13 protein-coding genes are annotated in these 16,687 nt (G+C 53.6%); all 13 read right to left on the minus strand.

Annotated features, from left to right (window positions below):
- Nucleotides 1–155: 155 nt before the first annotated feature.
- The 13 genes from yjfF to BLQ59_RS14645 all read right to left on the minus strand — a co-directional run bounded on the left by yjfF (nucleotide 156) and on the right by BLQ59_RS14645 (nucleotide 16,479).
- Nucleotides 156–1,193 carry a galactofuranose ABC transporter, permease protein YjfF gene (yjfF, locus tag BLQ59_RS14585; RefSeq protein ID WP_176756829.1) on the minus strand — a complete coding sequence of 346 codons (1,038 nt, stop codon included), beginning with the start codon at nucleotides 1,191–1,193 and terminating at the stop codon, nucleotides 156–158.
- Nucleotides 1,190–2,263 carry an ABC transporter permease gene (locus BLQ59_RS14590; protein ID WP_074573553.1) on the minus strand — a complete coding sequence of 358 codons (1,074 nt, stop codon included), beginning with the start codon at nucleotides 2,261–2,263 and terminating at the stop codon, nucleotides 1,190–1,192. The genes yjfF and BLQ59_RS14590 overlap by 4 nt, the downstream gene beginning before the upstream one ends.
- On the minus strand, nucleotides 2,263–3,771 hold the full coding sequence (locus tag BLQ59_RS14595; protein ID WP_074573554.1) for a sugar ABC transporter ATP-binding protein: 1,509 nt from the start codon (nucleotides 3,769–3,771) through the stop codon (nucleotides 2,263–2,265). Before BLQ59_RS14595 ends, BLQ59_RS14590 begins: the two co-directional genes overlap by 1 nt.
- A 93-nt stretch (nucleotides 3,772–3,864) precedes the next feature.
- The gene (locus tag BLQ59_RS14600; RefSeq protein ID WP_074573555.1) at nucleotides 3,865–4,884 is read right to left on the minus strand and encodes an ABC transporter substrate-binding protein; all 1,020 of its coding nucleotides are present in this window, start codon (nucleotides 4,882–4,884) and stop codon (nucleotides 3,865–3,867) included.
- A gap of 361 nt (nucleotides 4,885–5,245) precedes the next feature.
- Nucleotides 5,246–5,710 carry a hypothetical protein gene (locus BLQ59_RS14605; protein WP_074573556.1) on the minus strand — a complete coding sequence of 155 codons (465 nt, stop codon included), beginning with the start codon at nucleotides 5,708–5,710 and terminating at the stop codon, nucleotides 5,246–5,248.
- A gap of 121 nt (nucleotides 5,711–5,831) precedes the next feature.
- A complete protein-coding gene (locus tag BLQ59_RS14610) occupies nucleotides 5,832–6,773 on the minus strand; it encodes an AEC family transporter (protein ID WP_074573565.1) in 942 nt (313 codons plus the stop codon).
- Between the two features lie 12 nt (nucleotides 6,774–6,785).
- Complete coding sequence (locus BLQ59_RS14615) at nucleotides 6,786–8,237, minus strand: TrkH family potassium uptake protein (protein WP_074573557.1); 1,452 nt, start codon at nucleotides 8,235–8,237, stop codon at nucleotides 6,786–6,788.
- 4 nt (nucleotides 8,238–8,241) lie between these two features.
- Nucleotides 8,242–9,720: a TrkH family potassium uptake protein gene (locus tag BLQ59_RS14620; protein ID WP_081342608.1), complete on the minus strand. Its 1,479-nt coding sequence runs from the start codon at nucleotides 9,718–9,720 to the stop codon at nucleotides 8,242–8,244.
- Nucleotides 9,721–9,747: 27 nt separating this feature from the next.
- Complete coding sequence (trkA, locus tag BLQ59_RS14625) at nucleotides 9,748–11,100, minus strand: Trk system potassium transporter TrkA (protein ID WP_074573558.1); 1,353 nt, start codon at nucleotides 11,098–11,100, stop codon at nucleotides 9,748–9,750.
- Nucleotides 11,101–11,318: 218 nt separating this feature from the next.
- A complete protein-coding gene (gene ldhH / locus BLQ59_RS14630; protein WP_074573559.1) occupies nucleotides 11,319–13,499 on the minus strand; it encodes an L-lactate dehydrogenase (quinone) large subunit LdhH in 2,181 nt (726 codons plus the stop codon).
- Between the two features lie 2 nt (nucleotides 13,500–13,501).
- A complete protein-coding gene (locus BLQ59_RS14635; RefSeq protein WP_074573560.1) occupies nucleotides 13,502–14,119 on the minus strand; it encodes a LutC/YkgG family protein in 618 nt (205 codons plus the stop codon).
- Nucleotides 14,120–14,293: 174 nt separating this feature from the next.
- Nucleotides 14,294–14,971 carry a FadR/GntR family transcriptional regulator gene (locus tag BLQ59_RS14640; protein ID WP_074573561.1) on the minus strand — a complete coding sequence of 226 codons (678 nt, stop codon included), beginning with the start codon at nucleotides 14,969–14,971 and terminating at the stop codon, nucleotides 14,294–14,296.
- Nucleotides 14,971–16,479, minus strand: a complete 1,509-nt coding sequence (locus tag BLQ59_RS14645; protein ID WP_074573562.1) for a phosphohexomutase domain-containing protein — start codon at nucleotides 16,477–16,479, stop codon at nucleotides 14,971–14,973. The genes BLQ59_RS14640 and BLQ59_RS14645 overlap by 1 nt, the downstream gene beginning before the upstream one ends.
- Nucleotides 16,480–16,687 lie beyond the last annotated feature (208 nt).

The raw sequence follows: 16,687 nt of genomic DNA on the forward strand, positions 1-16,687 counted from the left end.
CAGGGAGGGACGTTTAGCGGAAACAGCAAAAGTACTCCCCCGTGAACCCCTGACAACGTATGAACGGGATACCTTCAGCACGAACTGCCCAACAAACTGCAATTTATATACGAAAAATGCCCTGCAATAATCAGGGCATTTTTTCTGTGTCTATCTTACTGTGCCGCGGGCGCTGCCTGTGGTGGATTGTTGTTATCCTCCATCGAGCGCTTGGACGACAGTTTGCTCTTCTGTTCGGTAATGAGTGCCTGCATGATGATGAACACGCAGAGCAACGCGCCTACTACGATTTTCGTCCACCAGGCGGAGAGCGTCCCCTGGAAGCTGATAAAGGTCAGGATCACGCCCTGAATCAGCACGCCGACCAAGGCGCCGGGGATAAATCCTACGCCGCCGGTCAAGAGCGTACCGCCGATAACCGAGGAGGCAATGGCATCCATTTCCATGCCCAGGCCATGCAGGTTGTAGCCCGTCAGCATGATCAGGCTGTAGGCCAGACCGCCCATGGATGCGCAAAAACCGGAAATCGCATAAACCGTAACCTTAGTGCGGAACACCGGCAGGCCCATAAGGGCTGCCGAGGACTCACTGCCGCCGATGGCGAAGACCGCCCGGCCAAATTTCGTGAAGCCCAGCACAATGGCTGCAATGGCAATCATGATCAGTGCTACCACGGCACCGATGGACACAAAGCCCACGCCTAAGTCAATGCGATAGCTGGCCAGAGCCACCCAGGTCGGATTGACAATCTGGATGGTATCCTGTGAGATCACCGCCGTGAGGCCGCGGCAGAAGAACATGCCTGCCAGCGTGATGATAAAAGGCTGCAGATCAAATTTCGTGATGATATAACCCTGCACCGCACCAAACACCGTGCCCATCACGAGCACCAAGAGCACCGCGAGCCCCACGGGAATTCCCGTGTTGGCCATCAGCCAGGCCAGCACCATGCAGACGAGGGCCAAGACCGCACCGACGGACAGATCAATGCCTGCAATGATCAAAGTGAAGGTGATGCCAATCGTAACGATGATCAGCGCCGCATTATCGATGAAGAGGTTCAGGAAAACCTGAGGCCGCATAAAACCTTTGTACATGGCCATGCCTGCTCCGTAGAGGATTACAAAGAGCACCACGGTCACAAAGAAGGAGAAATATTTCGAGGCAATCATGCTGTTGATCTTGTTCATCATAATTGCTTCACCGCCTTTCCAAGCATTGCCTTGTCATCATGTTTTTGCGTGGAATGCCGGGAAGCCTTCCATTTGTCGAACATTTCCTGTGCCTTCTTGGACTGGATCAGGCAGATGATGATAACGGCAATCGCCTTGACCACAGGCAGCTGGTCAGCCGAAACGCCCAAAGCGTACATCGTGGTAGTCAAAGTCTGAATGGTGATGGCGCCGATCACGGAGCCGCCCACATAGAACTTGCCGCCGGACAGCAGCGTGCCGCCAAGAGCTACGGCCAGGATAGCGTCCATTTCCATATTGAGGCCGGCGTTATTGGCATCGGCCGCGCGAATCAGCGAGCTTTCAATCAGGCCTGACACGCCAGCGCAAAGGCCGGAGAAAGCATATACGAGGAAGATGACCATGGTGACATTGATGCCCGCGTATCTGGCCGCCGTGGGATTGATACCGACCGACTGTACGAACAGTCCGATGCTGGTCTTCTTCATCAGGATGGCAACGAGCAGTACCATCGCCAAAGCGATGAAGATATTGGTCGGCAGAGGCATATTGGGCAGGAAGCCCGCAATATACTCGAAAGGCTTGTAATATACGGTAATGATCTGCCCTTCCGTCATGAGTTGGGCCACGCCGCGGCCGGCCGTCATCAGGATCAGGGTTGCCACGACGGCCTGAATCTTGAACTTGGCTACCAGAAGACCGTTCCACATGCCGCAGAGCACGCCGACGCCTACAGCTGCCAGCATGGCCAAAGTCATGGGCATCTGGGCCACGCCGTCGCCACGGCCGCCAATTAGGGTGCAGACCACGGCGGCAGATATGGCCACCACGGCACCAACGGAGATATCAATGCCGCTCGTGGCAATGACGAAGGTCATGCCCAAAGCCAGGATGATCAACGAGCAGGAACGGTTCAGGATATCCACGAGACGCCCGTATAAATGACCGTCCTCGGTCATCTGTATGGTCAGGAAACCATCCACAAACAGGGTATTGAAAATTAGCAGTACCGTCAATGCCACCACGGGCAGGAAAAGGGAACTGCCACTGAATTTTTTCAGCATTTCCATCAGGCTGCACCTCCTGCGATGGCTTTCATCACGCCATCCGAACTAATGTCACTGCCTGTCAGCTCGGCCACCTTGCGGCGGTCACGCATCACCACGAGTTTCGTGCAGGTACGCACCATCTCGTCCATTTCCGAAGAGATGAACACCACGGCCATGCCCTTCTTTTTAGCCAGCGAAATGGCCATCTTCTGGATCTCAGTCTTCGTGCCCACGTCGATGCCGCGGGTTGGTTCATCAAGAATCAGGAGATCGGGCTGGGTGGCCAGCCAACGGGCGATGATCACCTTCTGCTGATTACCGCCGGAGAGGTTCTTGACCAGCTGTTCCCGGCTCGAAACCTTGATGCGCAAGAGCTTGATGCAATCATCGGCAATCTTTACCTGTTCCTCATAGGGAATATGACGGAGGATTCCGTCTTTTGCCTGCATGGCGAGGATGATATTTTCCCGTACGGACAAATCGCCAATTATGCCGGAGAGCTTGCGGTCCTCGGGGCAGAAACCGATTTTCTGTTCCATGGCATCCATGGGATTCTTCAGATGAAGCTTCTTGCCGTTGATGGAAAGGGAGCCCTTGTTGATTTCATTGATGCCAAACAGCAACTCTGCCGTTTCCGTACGCCCGGAACCCAAGAGCCCGGCAAAGCCGATAACCTCGCCTTTGTGGATCTGCACGTCCACTTCATTGAGCTTGCCCACGGCGCCAATGCCTTTGGCATTGAGGAAGACCTCATCGCTGGGCACGCTCTTTTCGGCGAGATTATCCATATCCTTGACCTCATTGAGGTCCTTGCCCACCATCTTGGCGATGAGTTCCAGGCGCGGCAGCTTGGCCGTTTCATAGGAGCCTACGAGCTCACCATTGCGCAGCACCGTGATATGGTCGCAGATTTCATAGATCTGGTCGAGGAAATGAGAAATAAAGATAATACCCAGGCCCTGCTTCTGCAGCTGCCGCATAATCTTGAATAAATGTGCCGTTTCCTCCTCATTCAGGGAAGAGGTCGGCTCGTCCAGAATCAGAATCTTTGCATCCACGTCAACGGCCCGGGCAATGGCAATCATCTGCTGCAGGGCCACGGAATAGTTGTCGAGCGTTTTGGTCACATCAATATGCACATCGAGTTTGGCCAAAAGTTCTGCCGCCCGCCGGTTGATGGTCTTCCAGTCAATCATGCCAAATCTTCGCGGTTCACGGCCGATAAAGATGTTTTCGGCTACCGTGAGGTTGGAACAGAGGTTGACTTCCTGATATACGGTGGAGATACCGGTATCCTGTGCATCCTTCGGCGTCTTGGGGTTGATGGCCTTGCCATTCAGGAACACCGTGCCGCCATCCCGGGGATATACGCCTGTGAGCACCTTTACCAAGGTGGATTTGCCCGCGCCATTCTCCCCCATCAGGGAATGTATTTCGCCGGCATGCAGGGTAAAATCCACATTGGACAGCGCCCGCACCCCGGGGAATTCCTTGGTGATATGCCGCATTTCCAGCAGTGCCTGTGCCATAACTGTCACTCCTTATGCGTTAATATAGCGATAAATAAAGCCGCGTCCGCACACATACGCTGTACGGGCACGGCTTGCATTGGATTTTAAATCTTAGTATTTGCGTTCCGGCAAGGTCTTTTCTGCTACATCAGCAGGGAATACACCTTCGTCAACGTAAACCAGTTTTTCAACTTTTTCACCGGCCAGGATCTTCTTAGCCGTTTCCATCAGGAGTTTGCCCTGCAGCGGGTTGCATTCTACCGTGCAGTTTGCTTTGCCTTCGATCATGGCCTGGAACATGCCTTTTACGCCATCGATGGAGATGATGGTGATGTCCTTGCCAGGTTTGAGGCCAGCTTTTTCAATAGCCTGGATAGCACCGAGAGCCATATCATCATTATGAGCAAAGAGGATATCGATTTTCGGACCATAGGATTTCAGGAAAGATTCCATGACTTCCTGACCTTTCTGGCGGGTGAATTCACCAGTCTGGGAAGCAAGGATGTTGTACTTGGAAGCATTCGGGGACTTAGCCATAGCATCTTTGAAGCCTTCCTGACGGCGGATTGCTACGGAAGAACCAACGGTACCTTCGAGAACGACTACATTGTACTGGCTGCCGCCATCACGCGGAGTCTTTTTCTCTTTGGCCATGTATTCGTCAATCCATTTGAAGACGTTGTTGCCTTCTTTTACGGAGTCAGTACCGATCTTGGCGACATAGAGGCTGTCATCAGCCAGCTTCACGTCACGGTCAACAACCACGACGGGGATCTTGGCATCTTTGGCTTCTTTGAGCACCGTATCCCAGCCCGTCTCTACGATAGGTACGAAGGCAATGATGTCTACGCCCTGGGCGATAAAGGAACGGATAGCCTTGATCTGGTTTTCCTGTTTCTGCTGGGCATCCGAGAACTGCAGGTTGATGCCAGCTTCTTCAGCTGCTTTCTTGATGGATTCCGTGTTGGCCGTTCTCCATTCGGATTCCGCTCCGATCTGAGAGAAGCCCATGGTAATCTTCTTATCGCCACCGCCAGCTTTGCCGCTGTCCTTGGCCTGTTCACCGCCACCGCAGCCGGCAGCTACAATCATCATAACGCTTGCTAGTAATAATGCTATGAGCTTTTTCATCTCATCGTCTCCTTTGCTACATCATGATTCCGTGTGTGATGTCCTGCGCCAATCTCTTCCCCCGCCCCCTTTGCGACTCTTTTCGGCTCAGGCTTGCGGGCAATGTTACATTCTGTTCTCGTGCACATTTTAACTTGCACACAATATAGTCTTTTGGCAAAAGTCAGACTATTGACCACAGATTACAACATTTCCCTGCTTCATCACAACCTTTTCTGCTTTATACAATACTCTTTTAGCGGCCATTTGTCAATAGGTTCGTCTTCTTTATTTTTGTTCGGACACAAATTACTATTACTTTTCTTGGTCACAAAAGAAAAACCTCCCCCTTGAAGGGGAGGCAGATGAAGTGTTCTTCCTCTCAACTATTCTTTGCAATAACTGCACCAACGATGGCACCTACTGCCGCTGCAGCAATCGTCCGGTTGGTCTGCACCTTCTGATCATGCTTGCGCTGGGCTTCTTCACGCTCTCTAGCCTCACGGTAACGGTCATAGGCACTCTTATGACGATGTTCCCGTTCCCACTGCTCACGGCGTTCCTTTTCATATCTTTCGCGTTCGTGTTTTTCTTTTTCATGTTTGAGCTGGCGCACTTTCTCCTCATGACGTGCCTGCTCAGCACGGCGCTGCTGTTCGATCTTGTCCTGCTTTTCCTGATGACGGCGCATTTCCCGATGCACATCCTCACGATGTTCACGCTCGCTCCAGGAAGATTCATAAGTTGCAGCATAAGCTGGCGCAGCCAGCGTCGTCCCCAGTATACTGAACGTCATCATACCAGTCAGCACACAACCTGCTGCCTTCTGCCATTTCTTCGCCATCATATCTATCGCTCCCATCTGTTCCAAAAATCATTCTCTAATAAATTTAAAAGTTGACTATGCATATAGTATATATAGTCAACCTTTGAATGTCTTTAGAAACGGATTAAATTTTGATTAAATTTTAGAACAGACCTAAAGTCTTGAGCAGGAAAACCCAGCAAAAAATGGTCAGGCAGGACAGACCTGTGGTATAGACCACGCAATTCCCCGCCAGATCTGCATCACTGCCCATCTGCTGGGCCATGGCAAAGCTGGCCACAGCGCAGGGAGACGCAAATACAGCCAGCAGGGTAACGAGTTCGATATCCCGGAAGCCCAGGTAAATGGCCAGACTGAGCAGGATTGCCGGTACGAGCACCAGCCTCGCCGCCACACAGGTGACCAGTTGCGGCAGATGCTCATGGAAACTTCCACCCTTGAAGGACGCACCGAGGATGATTAACGCCACCGGCGTAGTGGCAGCCGCCACCTGGCCAATACCCTTGAGTACCGGCTTCGGTACAGGAAAGTCGATGAGTCTCAGGATGACTGCGATGATGGCGCCCATAATCATGGGATTCTTCAAGATACCCAACAGGATTTTGCCCAGGGCAAAACTGCCGCCCCGAAAGGTTTCCAGAATAAAGACCGCGAGCACATTATAGATGGGCACGATCACCGCAATCATCATGGTCGGGATGGCCAGCGCCGAATCGCCGAAGATATTGCCGACAATCGGAATGCCGAACAGGACGAAATTGCTGCGGAAGATGGCCTGTATCATGGCGCCGCGATGCCGGTTATCCTTATCCCCCCAGCAGACCAGGGCCGTGGCCAGGAAGCAGACAGCCAGCACGCCCAGGCCGCCGAACAGCATGAGCTTTGGGCGTACCGTATGCGCCAGATCAGTCACATAGATGTTATAGAACATCATGCAGAAGAAAAACAACTTGAATACCATGCGGTTGGTATGCTCCAGTTCCGTTTCCGTCATAAGCCTGAGCCGCTTGATGACCAGCCCCATGAAGAGCAGCGTGAACAGCGGCACCACAGCGCCTACCGCCACCCAGAAATTATTCATCATATCCATATGAACTTACCACCGATTTCCTTTCTGCCAAAAATCCGGCGTCAGCATAACCAGCAGGGTAAACATTTCCAAACGGCCGAGCAGCATGGAAATGCAAAGGATGCTCTTGCTGAACACCGATAGGCCTGCATAAGTGCAGGTTGCCCCCGCAATGCCGAAAGCCGGGCCGATATTGCCCATGGTACTGACACTGAGGCCAATCGCATCGAATACCGTCAGCCCGTCCAAGGTCAGCAGCAAAGCCCAAAAGACAATGAAGAAGATGTAGAGGAAGAAGAACTGCCCCACCCGCAGCAAGGTTTCCTCGCTGACACGGCTGCCGTTCAGGCGCACCTCCACCACCCGCCGGGGTGACAATTTCTGATGCACCACCGCCCAGGCATTTTTCAAGAGCAAAAGCACCCGCACCACCTTCATGCCACTGGCGGTAGAGCCGGCACAGCCGCCGCAGATCATCAGGAACAGGATGATTCCCTTGGAAAAGGGCGGCCACTGCTCGAAATCCGCTGACACAAAGCCCGTAGTAGAAAGGGAGCCTACCTGGAAAGCCGCATAACGCAAAGATTCACTCAGGGCAAAATCCATCTTGACCAATAGATTCAGGGTAATCAGGACAATGGCAATCCCCAGTATCCACAGATAAGCCTTGAATTCCGAATTCCGCTTGATCACCCCGGGGCCCTTCTGCCAAATCCGATAGTAAAGGCCAAAGTTGCCACCCGCCAGGATCATGAAGAAGGTCATACACCATTCAAAGGCAGGGCTGTCGAAATGCATGGCGCTTTCATCATAGGTAGAAAAGCCGCCTGCACCGATGGTACTCATAGCATGCGTCAACGCTTCATACAGGGTAAGCCCGCAAAGCATATAAACGATCGTGGCCACCAGCGTGAAGAGCAGATACATCTGGAAAAGTGCCTTGGTCATATCCCTGAGCCGTGGCAATACGCGGTCATCCGTCGGGCCAGTGGTCTCCGCATTGTACATATAGATAGTACTCTGCCCGGTCTGCGGCAGCAGGGCGATGAAGATGACGATGATGCCCAAGCCGCCAAACCAATGCGTCATCATACGCCAGAAAAGGATGCTCTGGGGCAGACCTTCCAATGTGTTGAAAACGGTGGCCCCTGTGCCCGTGAAACCGGAAATACTTTCAAACAGGGCATCCAAAGCATTGAGATACCCGCCGCAAACGTAAGGCAGCATCCCCAGTCCTGTGGCCAAAGCCCAGCCGAACCCCGTAATGGCGATGCCCTCCCGCAGGGACAGGTCCGCATGGCGCTGACGCCCATTGGACTGCAGGACCAAGCCCACGGAGGCACTGAGCCCCAAGGCCACGGCAAAGCCGGGAATGCTTGTTTCCCAATTGCCAATGGCCATGGCGAAAGGAAGGAACATCGTGACGGTCTCGGCCATCACCAGCCGCCCCAACACATAATAGACAATGCGCACATCCATCCTGTCACCACCTCTTCTGCAAGCTGCGCCGCCCCATGTCCAGCAGCACTAAGAAGGAAAAAATCTCCACCCGGCCCATGATCATCAGCAGACTGCAGACCAGCTTCGCCCAATCCGGCAATATATTCAAACTGTCAACGCCAAACAATGCCGCTGATGCCCCGGTACTCGTAAGGCATCCGGCTGCCAGCCCCAGCGCCTGCACTATGCTGATGCCGCTCAGGGAGAGCAACAGGGCAAACGTGACAAACACCAGCGTGTACAGGAAGAAAAACGACAGGATCCGCCCCACGATCTTCACCGGCACCGGCAGTCCATCCACCTTCAGCATGACCACCATGCGGGGATGCAGCGTGCGCCGCAGTTCTGCCCAGGACAGGCGCAGCAACACCAACAGGCGCATGATCTTGAGCCCGCCAGTTGCCGAGCCGATACAGCCGCCGACAAAGACCAGCAGGAACAAGACATAGACATCAAAAGATGGCCATAGCCAGAACGGCGCCGCCACAAAACCATTGGTGGAGATGAAGGCCATCGCCTGGAAATAACCATAACGCAGGCTCGACGTAAAATCATAGACGCCCTGAAAGTAGAGATGTCCCGCCAGGACAGCCCCCGCCAGGAGCACCACCAACAGAAAATGCCGAATTTCCGTATCCCCCCATAGCAGCAACGGACTTTTCATCTTCCAGGCCCGCCACAAAAGCAGCAGACTCAGGCTGGACATCAGCATCGCCGCAAAAGCCGCCAGTTCCAAGGCCGGATTATCGTAGTAGATGAAGGCATAAGCCGATGTGCCGCCGCTGGAAGATATGGTCACCATGGCCCGGAGCAATGATTCGAAGGGATCTAACCCTGCCAGATAATAGACCGCAGCCGACAGGACCGTCAGCACCGCATAAACCGTCGTTCCCTGCCGAGCCGACTGCGCCATCTTGTTCCATACAGGGCTGAAGAATATGGACTGCCGGGCCGAAAGCGTCAGTCCAAAACAACCGCTGACCTGCGGCAGCACCGTCACCATGATGACGACAAAGGTCAGTCCCCCCAGCCAGCTCATGATACCATGCCAAAGCAGCAATGCCCGCGGGAGTCCCACCCGGTCAAAGGGCAGGCAGGACAAGCCGGTTGTGGTCAACGACGAAACAGCCTCGAAGAACGCTGCCGCAAAACTCGGGAAAAGCCCTGATATCGCATAGGGCATCAGACCGATAGCCCCCATGAAGATCCAGACAAAGGACATGAAGAATACGCCCTCCCGGATGGTCAGCTGACGGCCTCTTTCCTCTGAGGTTCCCAGTTCCAGCATCTTCCGCCCCAGACCATAGGCAAAAACTGCCGGCAGGACAAAAAGCCACGCCTCTGTATCATGCCAGATAAGCGCAGCAACAAAGGGCACGATAAGTGCCCCGCCCATAAGCATTGACATCTGTCCCATCAGGAGCCAAAAAAGCTCCAGGCCTGTTTCCTTCTCCATGCGCATAAGGCTTACTATCTCCCAGGCAACCGCCTATTCCTTTCCCTTAAAATACTTGATGACCTGCTGCGAGAACTTCGTCTGGATGAACAGGATCGTACTATCTCCTGGCTGCAGCACCGTATGACCATTCGGGATATTGGCCTCGCCATCACGTACATAGGCGCAGACCAGACATTCACGGGGCAGCTTCACATCCATGAGCTTCTGGCCGGCCACCGGTGCACCTTCCTGCACGATAACCTCCACGGCTTCAGCCTTGGCCCCCTCCAACAGGGATACGGACACCACGCCGCCCCGACGGGCGAAGGCCAGGACCTCACTGGCCGACAGCAGGCGGGCTGACAGAACGATATCCACACCAACTTTTTCCATGAGTTCCACATATTCATTGCGCGACACGCGCACGACTGTTTTTGTACGGTTCCCAGACAAGTGGCGCGCCAAGAGCGCCAGCATCAGATTCAGTTTGTCATCTTCCGTCAGGCAGATGACCACATCCGCATGCGCCACATCTTCCTCGATGAGCAGGTCGATATCCGTACCGTCCCCGCAGATGGCAATGCCATTGTTGAGCATCCCCGCCATCAGCTGGCAGCGCTCCCGGTCCAGATCGATGACCTTGACATGAACTCCCTGCCCGTCCAGCTGCTGAGCCAGGGCACGGCCCGCCCGCCCCGCGCCGATGATCAGGGCGCGATGGAGTTTTCTGGCATCACGCTGCACCAGTTTCTGGCTGAACTTTTCGATTTCCTCGGGAATGCCGATAAAATAGGCATTATCCTGCGACTGAAAGCTGTCATCACCATGCGGGATAATCATGCGATGGTCCCGGAAGATCATCCCGGCCAACACGCCCCGGGGAAGCTGAATTTCCTTCAACGGCTTGCCTACCAGCGGCGATTTTCGGTGGATCTTGGTTTCGAAAAGACGAATCTTACCATGCGCAAAATCTTCTACATCCAAGGCGGCTGGCGTCATCAGGATGCGATTGATTTCATTGGCCGTGATGAGTTCTGGGTTCAGCATCACATCGATATCGAAATTCTGCTTGAGATAATCCTTGGCTTCGGACATGAACTTCATATCGCGGATGCGGGCAATCGTATGCTTGATGCCATGCTTCTTGGCCAGCACGCAGGCCACCATATTGACCTCATCGCTGGCGGTTACCGCAATCAGGATATCTGCATCCCGCACGTCCGGATCGTCCATGGTGATCGGACTGGCACCATTGGCTGCAATAGTCAGCACATCCAGCGTATTCTTCGCTGCCTCCAGCTGACTTTCATCCTTATCAATAACCACCACATCAAACTGTTCCTTGGACAGAAGCTCGGCAATGCTGTAGCCCAGCTTCCCAGCCCCAACCACGATGATACGCAAAACGACACCCTCCCCACAGGCAGATAAACTTTCATACTATTTTCATTTTATTATAACGCTTTTACACAATTTTTGTCGATAGAAAAACGGGAAAAGCCTGCTGTTTGAACACAGCGAATTCAGGCTTTTCCCGCTTGACTCAGGGGGTAAACATTATTTTAAACTTAACAGTTCTGCGCATTGACAGTAGCAAATCCCGCCACATCAGCGGCACAGAATTATCGTTCTGCGATGCACTCAGCCAGGATATCGGCCACATGTTTGACACGAACCCCCGGGTTCTGCTGATTGAGTCCGCCGCCGATCTGCATCATGCAGGCGGGGCAGGCAACTGCGACCGTATCGGCTTTGGTGTTCCCGATATTCTCCAGCTTGTCATGGAGTATCGGCTTGGAAATCTCGCTGTACTTGACGCCAAAAGCACCGGCCATGCCGCAGCAGCGGTCGCTGTCCTTCATCTCCACAAAGTCTGCGCCCGTCATCTTGATGAGCTCACGCGGCTGTTCCCAAACGCCTAAGCCACGGCGCATATGGCAGGAATCGTGATAGGTGATGCGGCTGCCGCGTTCTGCCTGCGGCAGGGTGCGGCCCTGAGCCTTGTACTGTTCGGCCACGAAGCTCGTGAACTCGCGCACCTTGCCAGCCACCGCCTCAGCTCTGGCCTTCCACTCGGCATCGTCCTTGAAGAGTTCCTTATAGGTACGCTCCAAGGTCTCGGCGCAAGTCGGGCAGGCACTGATGATCACATCAGCTCCCGTAGCTTCCAGTGCTTCGATATTCTGCTTGGCAATAACCTTGCCGGTATCCCTGTCGCCCATGCCCAAGACCGGCTTGCCACAGCAGGTCTGTTCCTGTGGATAGGTCACGGCGATATTCAAATCCTGCAGGACCTTGACCACGGATTCGCCCGTATCCGGGAAGACGAAGTCCATATTGCAGCCGCTGAAGAAGGCCGCCGTCATCACAGGAGTCTTGGGATTATGTCTGCACAGTTCCTCCGTCCGGTCACGCAATGGTTTAGCCGCAATGGCCGGCAAACTTCTGCCATCTGTCATGCCGGAAAAGAACAAGGGCAGATGGCGGATAAACTTGCCGGACTGCACGGGCTTCTGAGCCACAGAGCCAATGCGCAACAGAGAGTGGAACACCTTGCGGTGCGTGAGTATATGCTGGAATGCGGTTTTCTCCGGCATGGAAAGACCATATTTCTTCACATACCGTGCCCGCAGTTCGTCGATGAGGTCCGGGATGGGAATCTCGCCCGGGCAAATCGTTGTGCACTGACGGCAGCCAATGCAGAGATCACTGAACTTGGAGAATGCCTCCATATTGCCCAAGAGCCCCGTCAGGATAGCGCCGATGCCGCCGGAATAGATATGCCCGTAAACATGGCCGCCAACCATGCGCCAGATGGGGCAGACATTAAGGCAGGAAGCACAGCGCACGCACTGATAGACCTGTTTCATCTTGGGATCTTTGGCTGCAGCCAGACGGCCATTATCCAACAGAATCACATACTGCTTGCGGTTTTCCTCCACCCATTTGCCATCTTTTTTATAGATGATGGGCGTAGGCCCGGAAACCATAGTCATATAGCTCGTCATGCGCTGGCAGGTGCCGTTGCGTGGCAGCAGGCGCAGGATCTTGGCTGCATCCTTAACCTTCGGGATCAGTTTTTCATAGCCGATCAGCACCACATGGATCTTCGGCGTAGTCGTGACCAGACGGGCATTGCCCTCATTAGTCACCAGGCCGATCGCGCCATTTTCTGCAATGCCGAAGTTCGCGCCCGTGATGCCCAGGTCTGCATGCAGGAATTCCTCTCTAAGCACGCGGCGGGCTGTATGGATCATATAGGAGATATCGCTGGGCACTTCCTCGTGCAGTTCCTGTTCGAAGAAGCCCGCACACTGTTCCTTGTTGAGATGGATAGCCGGCATAACCATATGGGAAGGCTTCTGCCCCGCAACGGACAGCATCCATTCACCGAGGTCCGTCTCCCGCACATGCAGGCCGGCATTTTCCAACGCCCCATTGAGCTTGATTTCCTCCGTGGCCATGGATTTTGATTTGACGATGCGGTGTACGCCGTTTTCCTCACAGATCTGCAACAGGATCTTCTTCACATCATCGCCAGTGGCAGCGCGGAAGACCTTACCGCCGCGTTCCTCAACGGAATGCTGGAATTCATCAGCCAGCGCATCGATATGGTCAACAGCCCAACGCTTCATCGTGCGCAGGTCATCGCGCAGGTCATCGATGCTGTCCACATTGGCATAAGCTTTGAGCCGGGCCATGGGATATTCTGAAGTGAATTTGGCCAAAGCGCCCTGCATGACATTATCGTCAAGTTTATTATGGATTTCCTTGCGGATATTGCGTTTTTCCTTTACTGCCATGGTCAAGCCCTCCTCTGTGCCGGTTCATCAACGGCAATCACGATAAATCTGCCGGGGCCATGCACCCCGAGGCTCAATACGCGTTCAATGTCTGCCGTGCGGGACGGGCCGGTGATAAAGCCCATATACCCTTTCTTGTAAACCTTGGCAATCACCCGGAAGGCTGTGTCGATATTCTTCACCATATGGTCAGCCTGCAGGAAAACAATATGTGTCGGGGGAAGCATCCCCGTAACCCGGGATTCGTAGGAGGCTGTATCCACACAGACGCTGCCGCTCTCCCCTACGCCGAATTCTGCCGTCGAAATGCCCAGATCCGCCTGCGGTGCATGCTCAGCGATCTCGAATTTATCCGTATAGACCGTGCGGCCATCGCCTTGCAGGTGCTGATACATCATACCTAAACGCGGATTTTCCTCCCCGCCTACGGCCAGGATTTCCTTGGCTTCCATGTCCTGTACCAATCCCTGCAATAGTTGCTCAGCTTCCTGCCAGGTACCGGCATGGATCAGTTCCGTAGCCGCCGCCTTGGTATTCTCTGCGAATTCGTCCCAGTATTTACCACTGACCAGCTGCTCATCAAAGGCTTTTGCCGGCCAATCTGCACATACTTTTTCCATAAAGGCTCCCCCTTTTAGATAAAACCACTCTCCTATAATACCTATAAATTCATCATATGACTATTATATATTTATTTTCTGAAAATGTCAACTTTTCAATATAGGTATACACAAAAAAGATGAGGTCTTTCAGACCTCATCTTCTAACGTTTTGCTTTCCAATGGAGAATGTTCTTATTGCCTTTTTTCTCTTGCGAACTCCCGCAAAAGCTGCAAGTGCATGTTCATATAGCTGGCCGCATCATTCGGATGGCCGCCTTTTATGGCTTCGGCAATCTTGCGGTGATAGCGGATCGTGTTGCTGTCCCGTTGTACATCCTTTGTGATCTCGATATTCTTGGCAATGGATGTATTGAGAATATAGGTCAGGTTACCAAACACCCGGTTACCGCTGGCTTCGGCAATCAGCCGGTGGAAGCGGGCATCGGCCGTCACATAGGACTCACCTTCTGCTATGCAGCGTTCCACTTCTTCAGCCTGTGCCAGAATCTCGGCCTTTTCCTCCTCGCTGGCTTTAGTAGCCGCCAGCCTTGCCACATGCGGCTCAAACAGCAGGCGCACGTCCAGCATATCGACGATCAGATCGGCATCATCTTCGATAAAGGTCAGCCCCAGCGGATCATCGGGAATCCCCCGCTGATGGGAGACAAAGGAACCTGCCCCCTGACGGATGTCCAGGATATTCCGGGCCGCCAGCAGCTTGATTCCCTCACGCAGGGTTCCCCGCCCCACGCCCAGCTTTTCCATGAAAACGGGTTCCGTGGGCAGTTTATCCCCAGGCTGCAATTCATTCTTGATGATGTAGTTGATGATGGCCTGAGCGGTATCCTCGGCCAGTGTTGACTTGCTCATTATTTTTCAAACACGCTCATATCCAGGCTGTTGAAGCCGGTGAGCAACTCCTTTACTTTTTCAGCGATAATTTGTACACCGCCTGCTTTGCGGCTTTCCACATTCAGCGGCATGTTGGGATCATGCAGGGACATGCGCAGAAGTGCCCAGCCATCCGGGAATACCAGACGCACGCCTTCATAGGACGGCTTGGCAATCTTGATGCCTGCTTCTGCTGCCCGTTCCTCAAAGGTCTTGAGCACGCCTTCGCCATAGGCGCGGAAGTTTTCCTCGCCCTTGATCTTGAGGCGGAATTCCTGACCTTCCACAGGTTCACCCAGTTTAGCCACGAGATCCGACAATTTCTTGCCTTTGGCGCGGGCCTTAGCAGCGGCAATCAGCAACTTAACAGCCAGGTATGCGCCATCATCGAGATAGTAGTTCTCGGACAGAGCACCATGGCCGGAAGTCTCGATAGCCAGCGGCGAAACCGTGCCGGCTTTGTTCTGGCGGATGCACTCGTCGATGACATTCTTGTAACCGCGCATATAACGCAGATGCTTGAGGCCAAGTTCCTTTTCAAGGAAGATGGTCAGCTCGTCGCTGGTTACGGAGTCCGTGATGATCGTGCTGCCCGGATAGTCCGGCGCGAGGATTGCCGCCATCATGGCAATCAGGGCATTACGGCTGATTTCCTTGCCGTTCTTGAGCACGGCACTCATGCGGTCAACATCCGTATCGAAAATCAAGCCGAGGTCAGCATGGCTGTCCAGCACAGCTTTCCGGATTGCGGCCATAGCCTGCTTGTTCTCGGGGTTCGGGATATGGTTCGGGAAATTGCCATCCGGTTCAAGGAAGACGCTGCCGGAAGTATCGGCGCCCAGACGGCCCAGCACCTGGGAGGCAAAGAAGCCGCCAGCACCATTACCGGCATCTACGACAACATGCATGCCCTTGAGTGGTTCATTTTCCCCGCCCAGAGCCTGACGGATCTTCTTGCGTAGGTGATGGCCATAGCGCTCAATCAGGTCATATTTCTGCACTTTCGCCAAATCGCCTTCGACTACGGGATTACGGGAGGCATTCTTCAGGATGGTGAGGACTTCATCGTGTTCCACACCGCCGTCCTTGGTGAAGAATTTCAAGCCATTGCGGTTATAGGGCAAGTGGCTGGCGGTAATCATGATGGAACCGTCCATCTTGGTTTCGGGGAACACGATGGACATGAACATGGCCGGCGTAGAAGCCAGGCCACAGTCCACGGCTACAACACCGGCAGCCGTCAAGGCATTGAGCACGGCTTTCTTCAAATCTCCGGCCGACAGGCGGGAATCATGGCCTACCGCAATGCGCAGTTCCTTTTTCTTCTTGCCGAGCTTTTCGGCCAGAAAATCCAGGAAGCCACTGGTGATGACATTGGCAGCTTCCACGCTCAAGGTCACCGGTTCATCGGGCACACCTTCAATGGCCACGCCGCGCACATCGCTGCCGTTAGCCAGTTTCATCAGATTTTTTTCTGGAATAATCATATATATGCCTCCCTTATGGTTTTCATCCAATATTATACCATTATTTCGCCACAGATTGGACTTTTTCCTGCCTAAAAACGCGCCCTAAAAACTGTTATCCCTTATTCACACATAAATTGCAGTTTGTCGGTTAGTTCGTGCCAAAATAATCCCGCACATACGCAGTCAGGGGTGAACGGGGGCGTACTTTTGCTGTTTCCGCTAAACG

Source organism: Pseudoselenomonas ruminantium, assembly GCF_900104055.1.
GTDB lineage: Bacteria > Bacillota > Negativicutes > Selenomonadales > Selenomonadaceae > Selenomonas_A > Selenomonas_A ruminantium_C.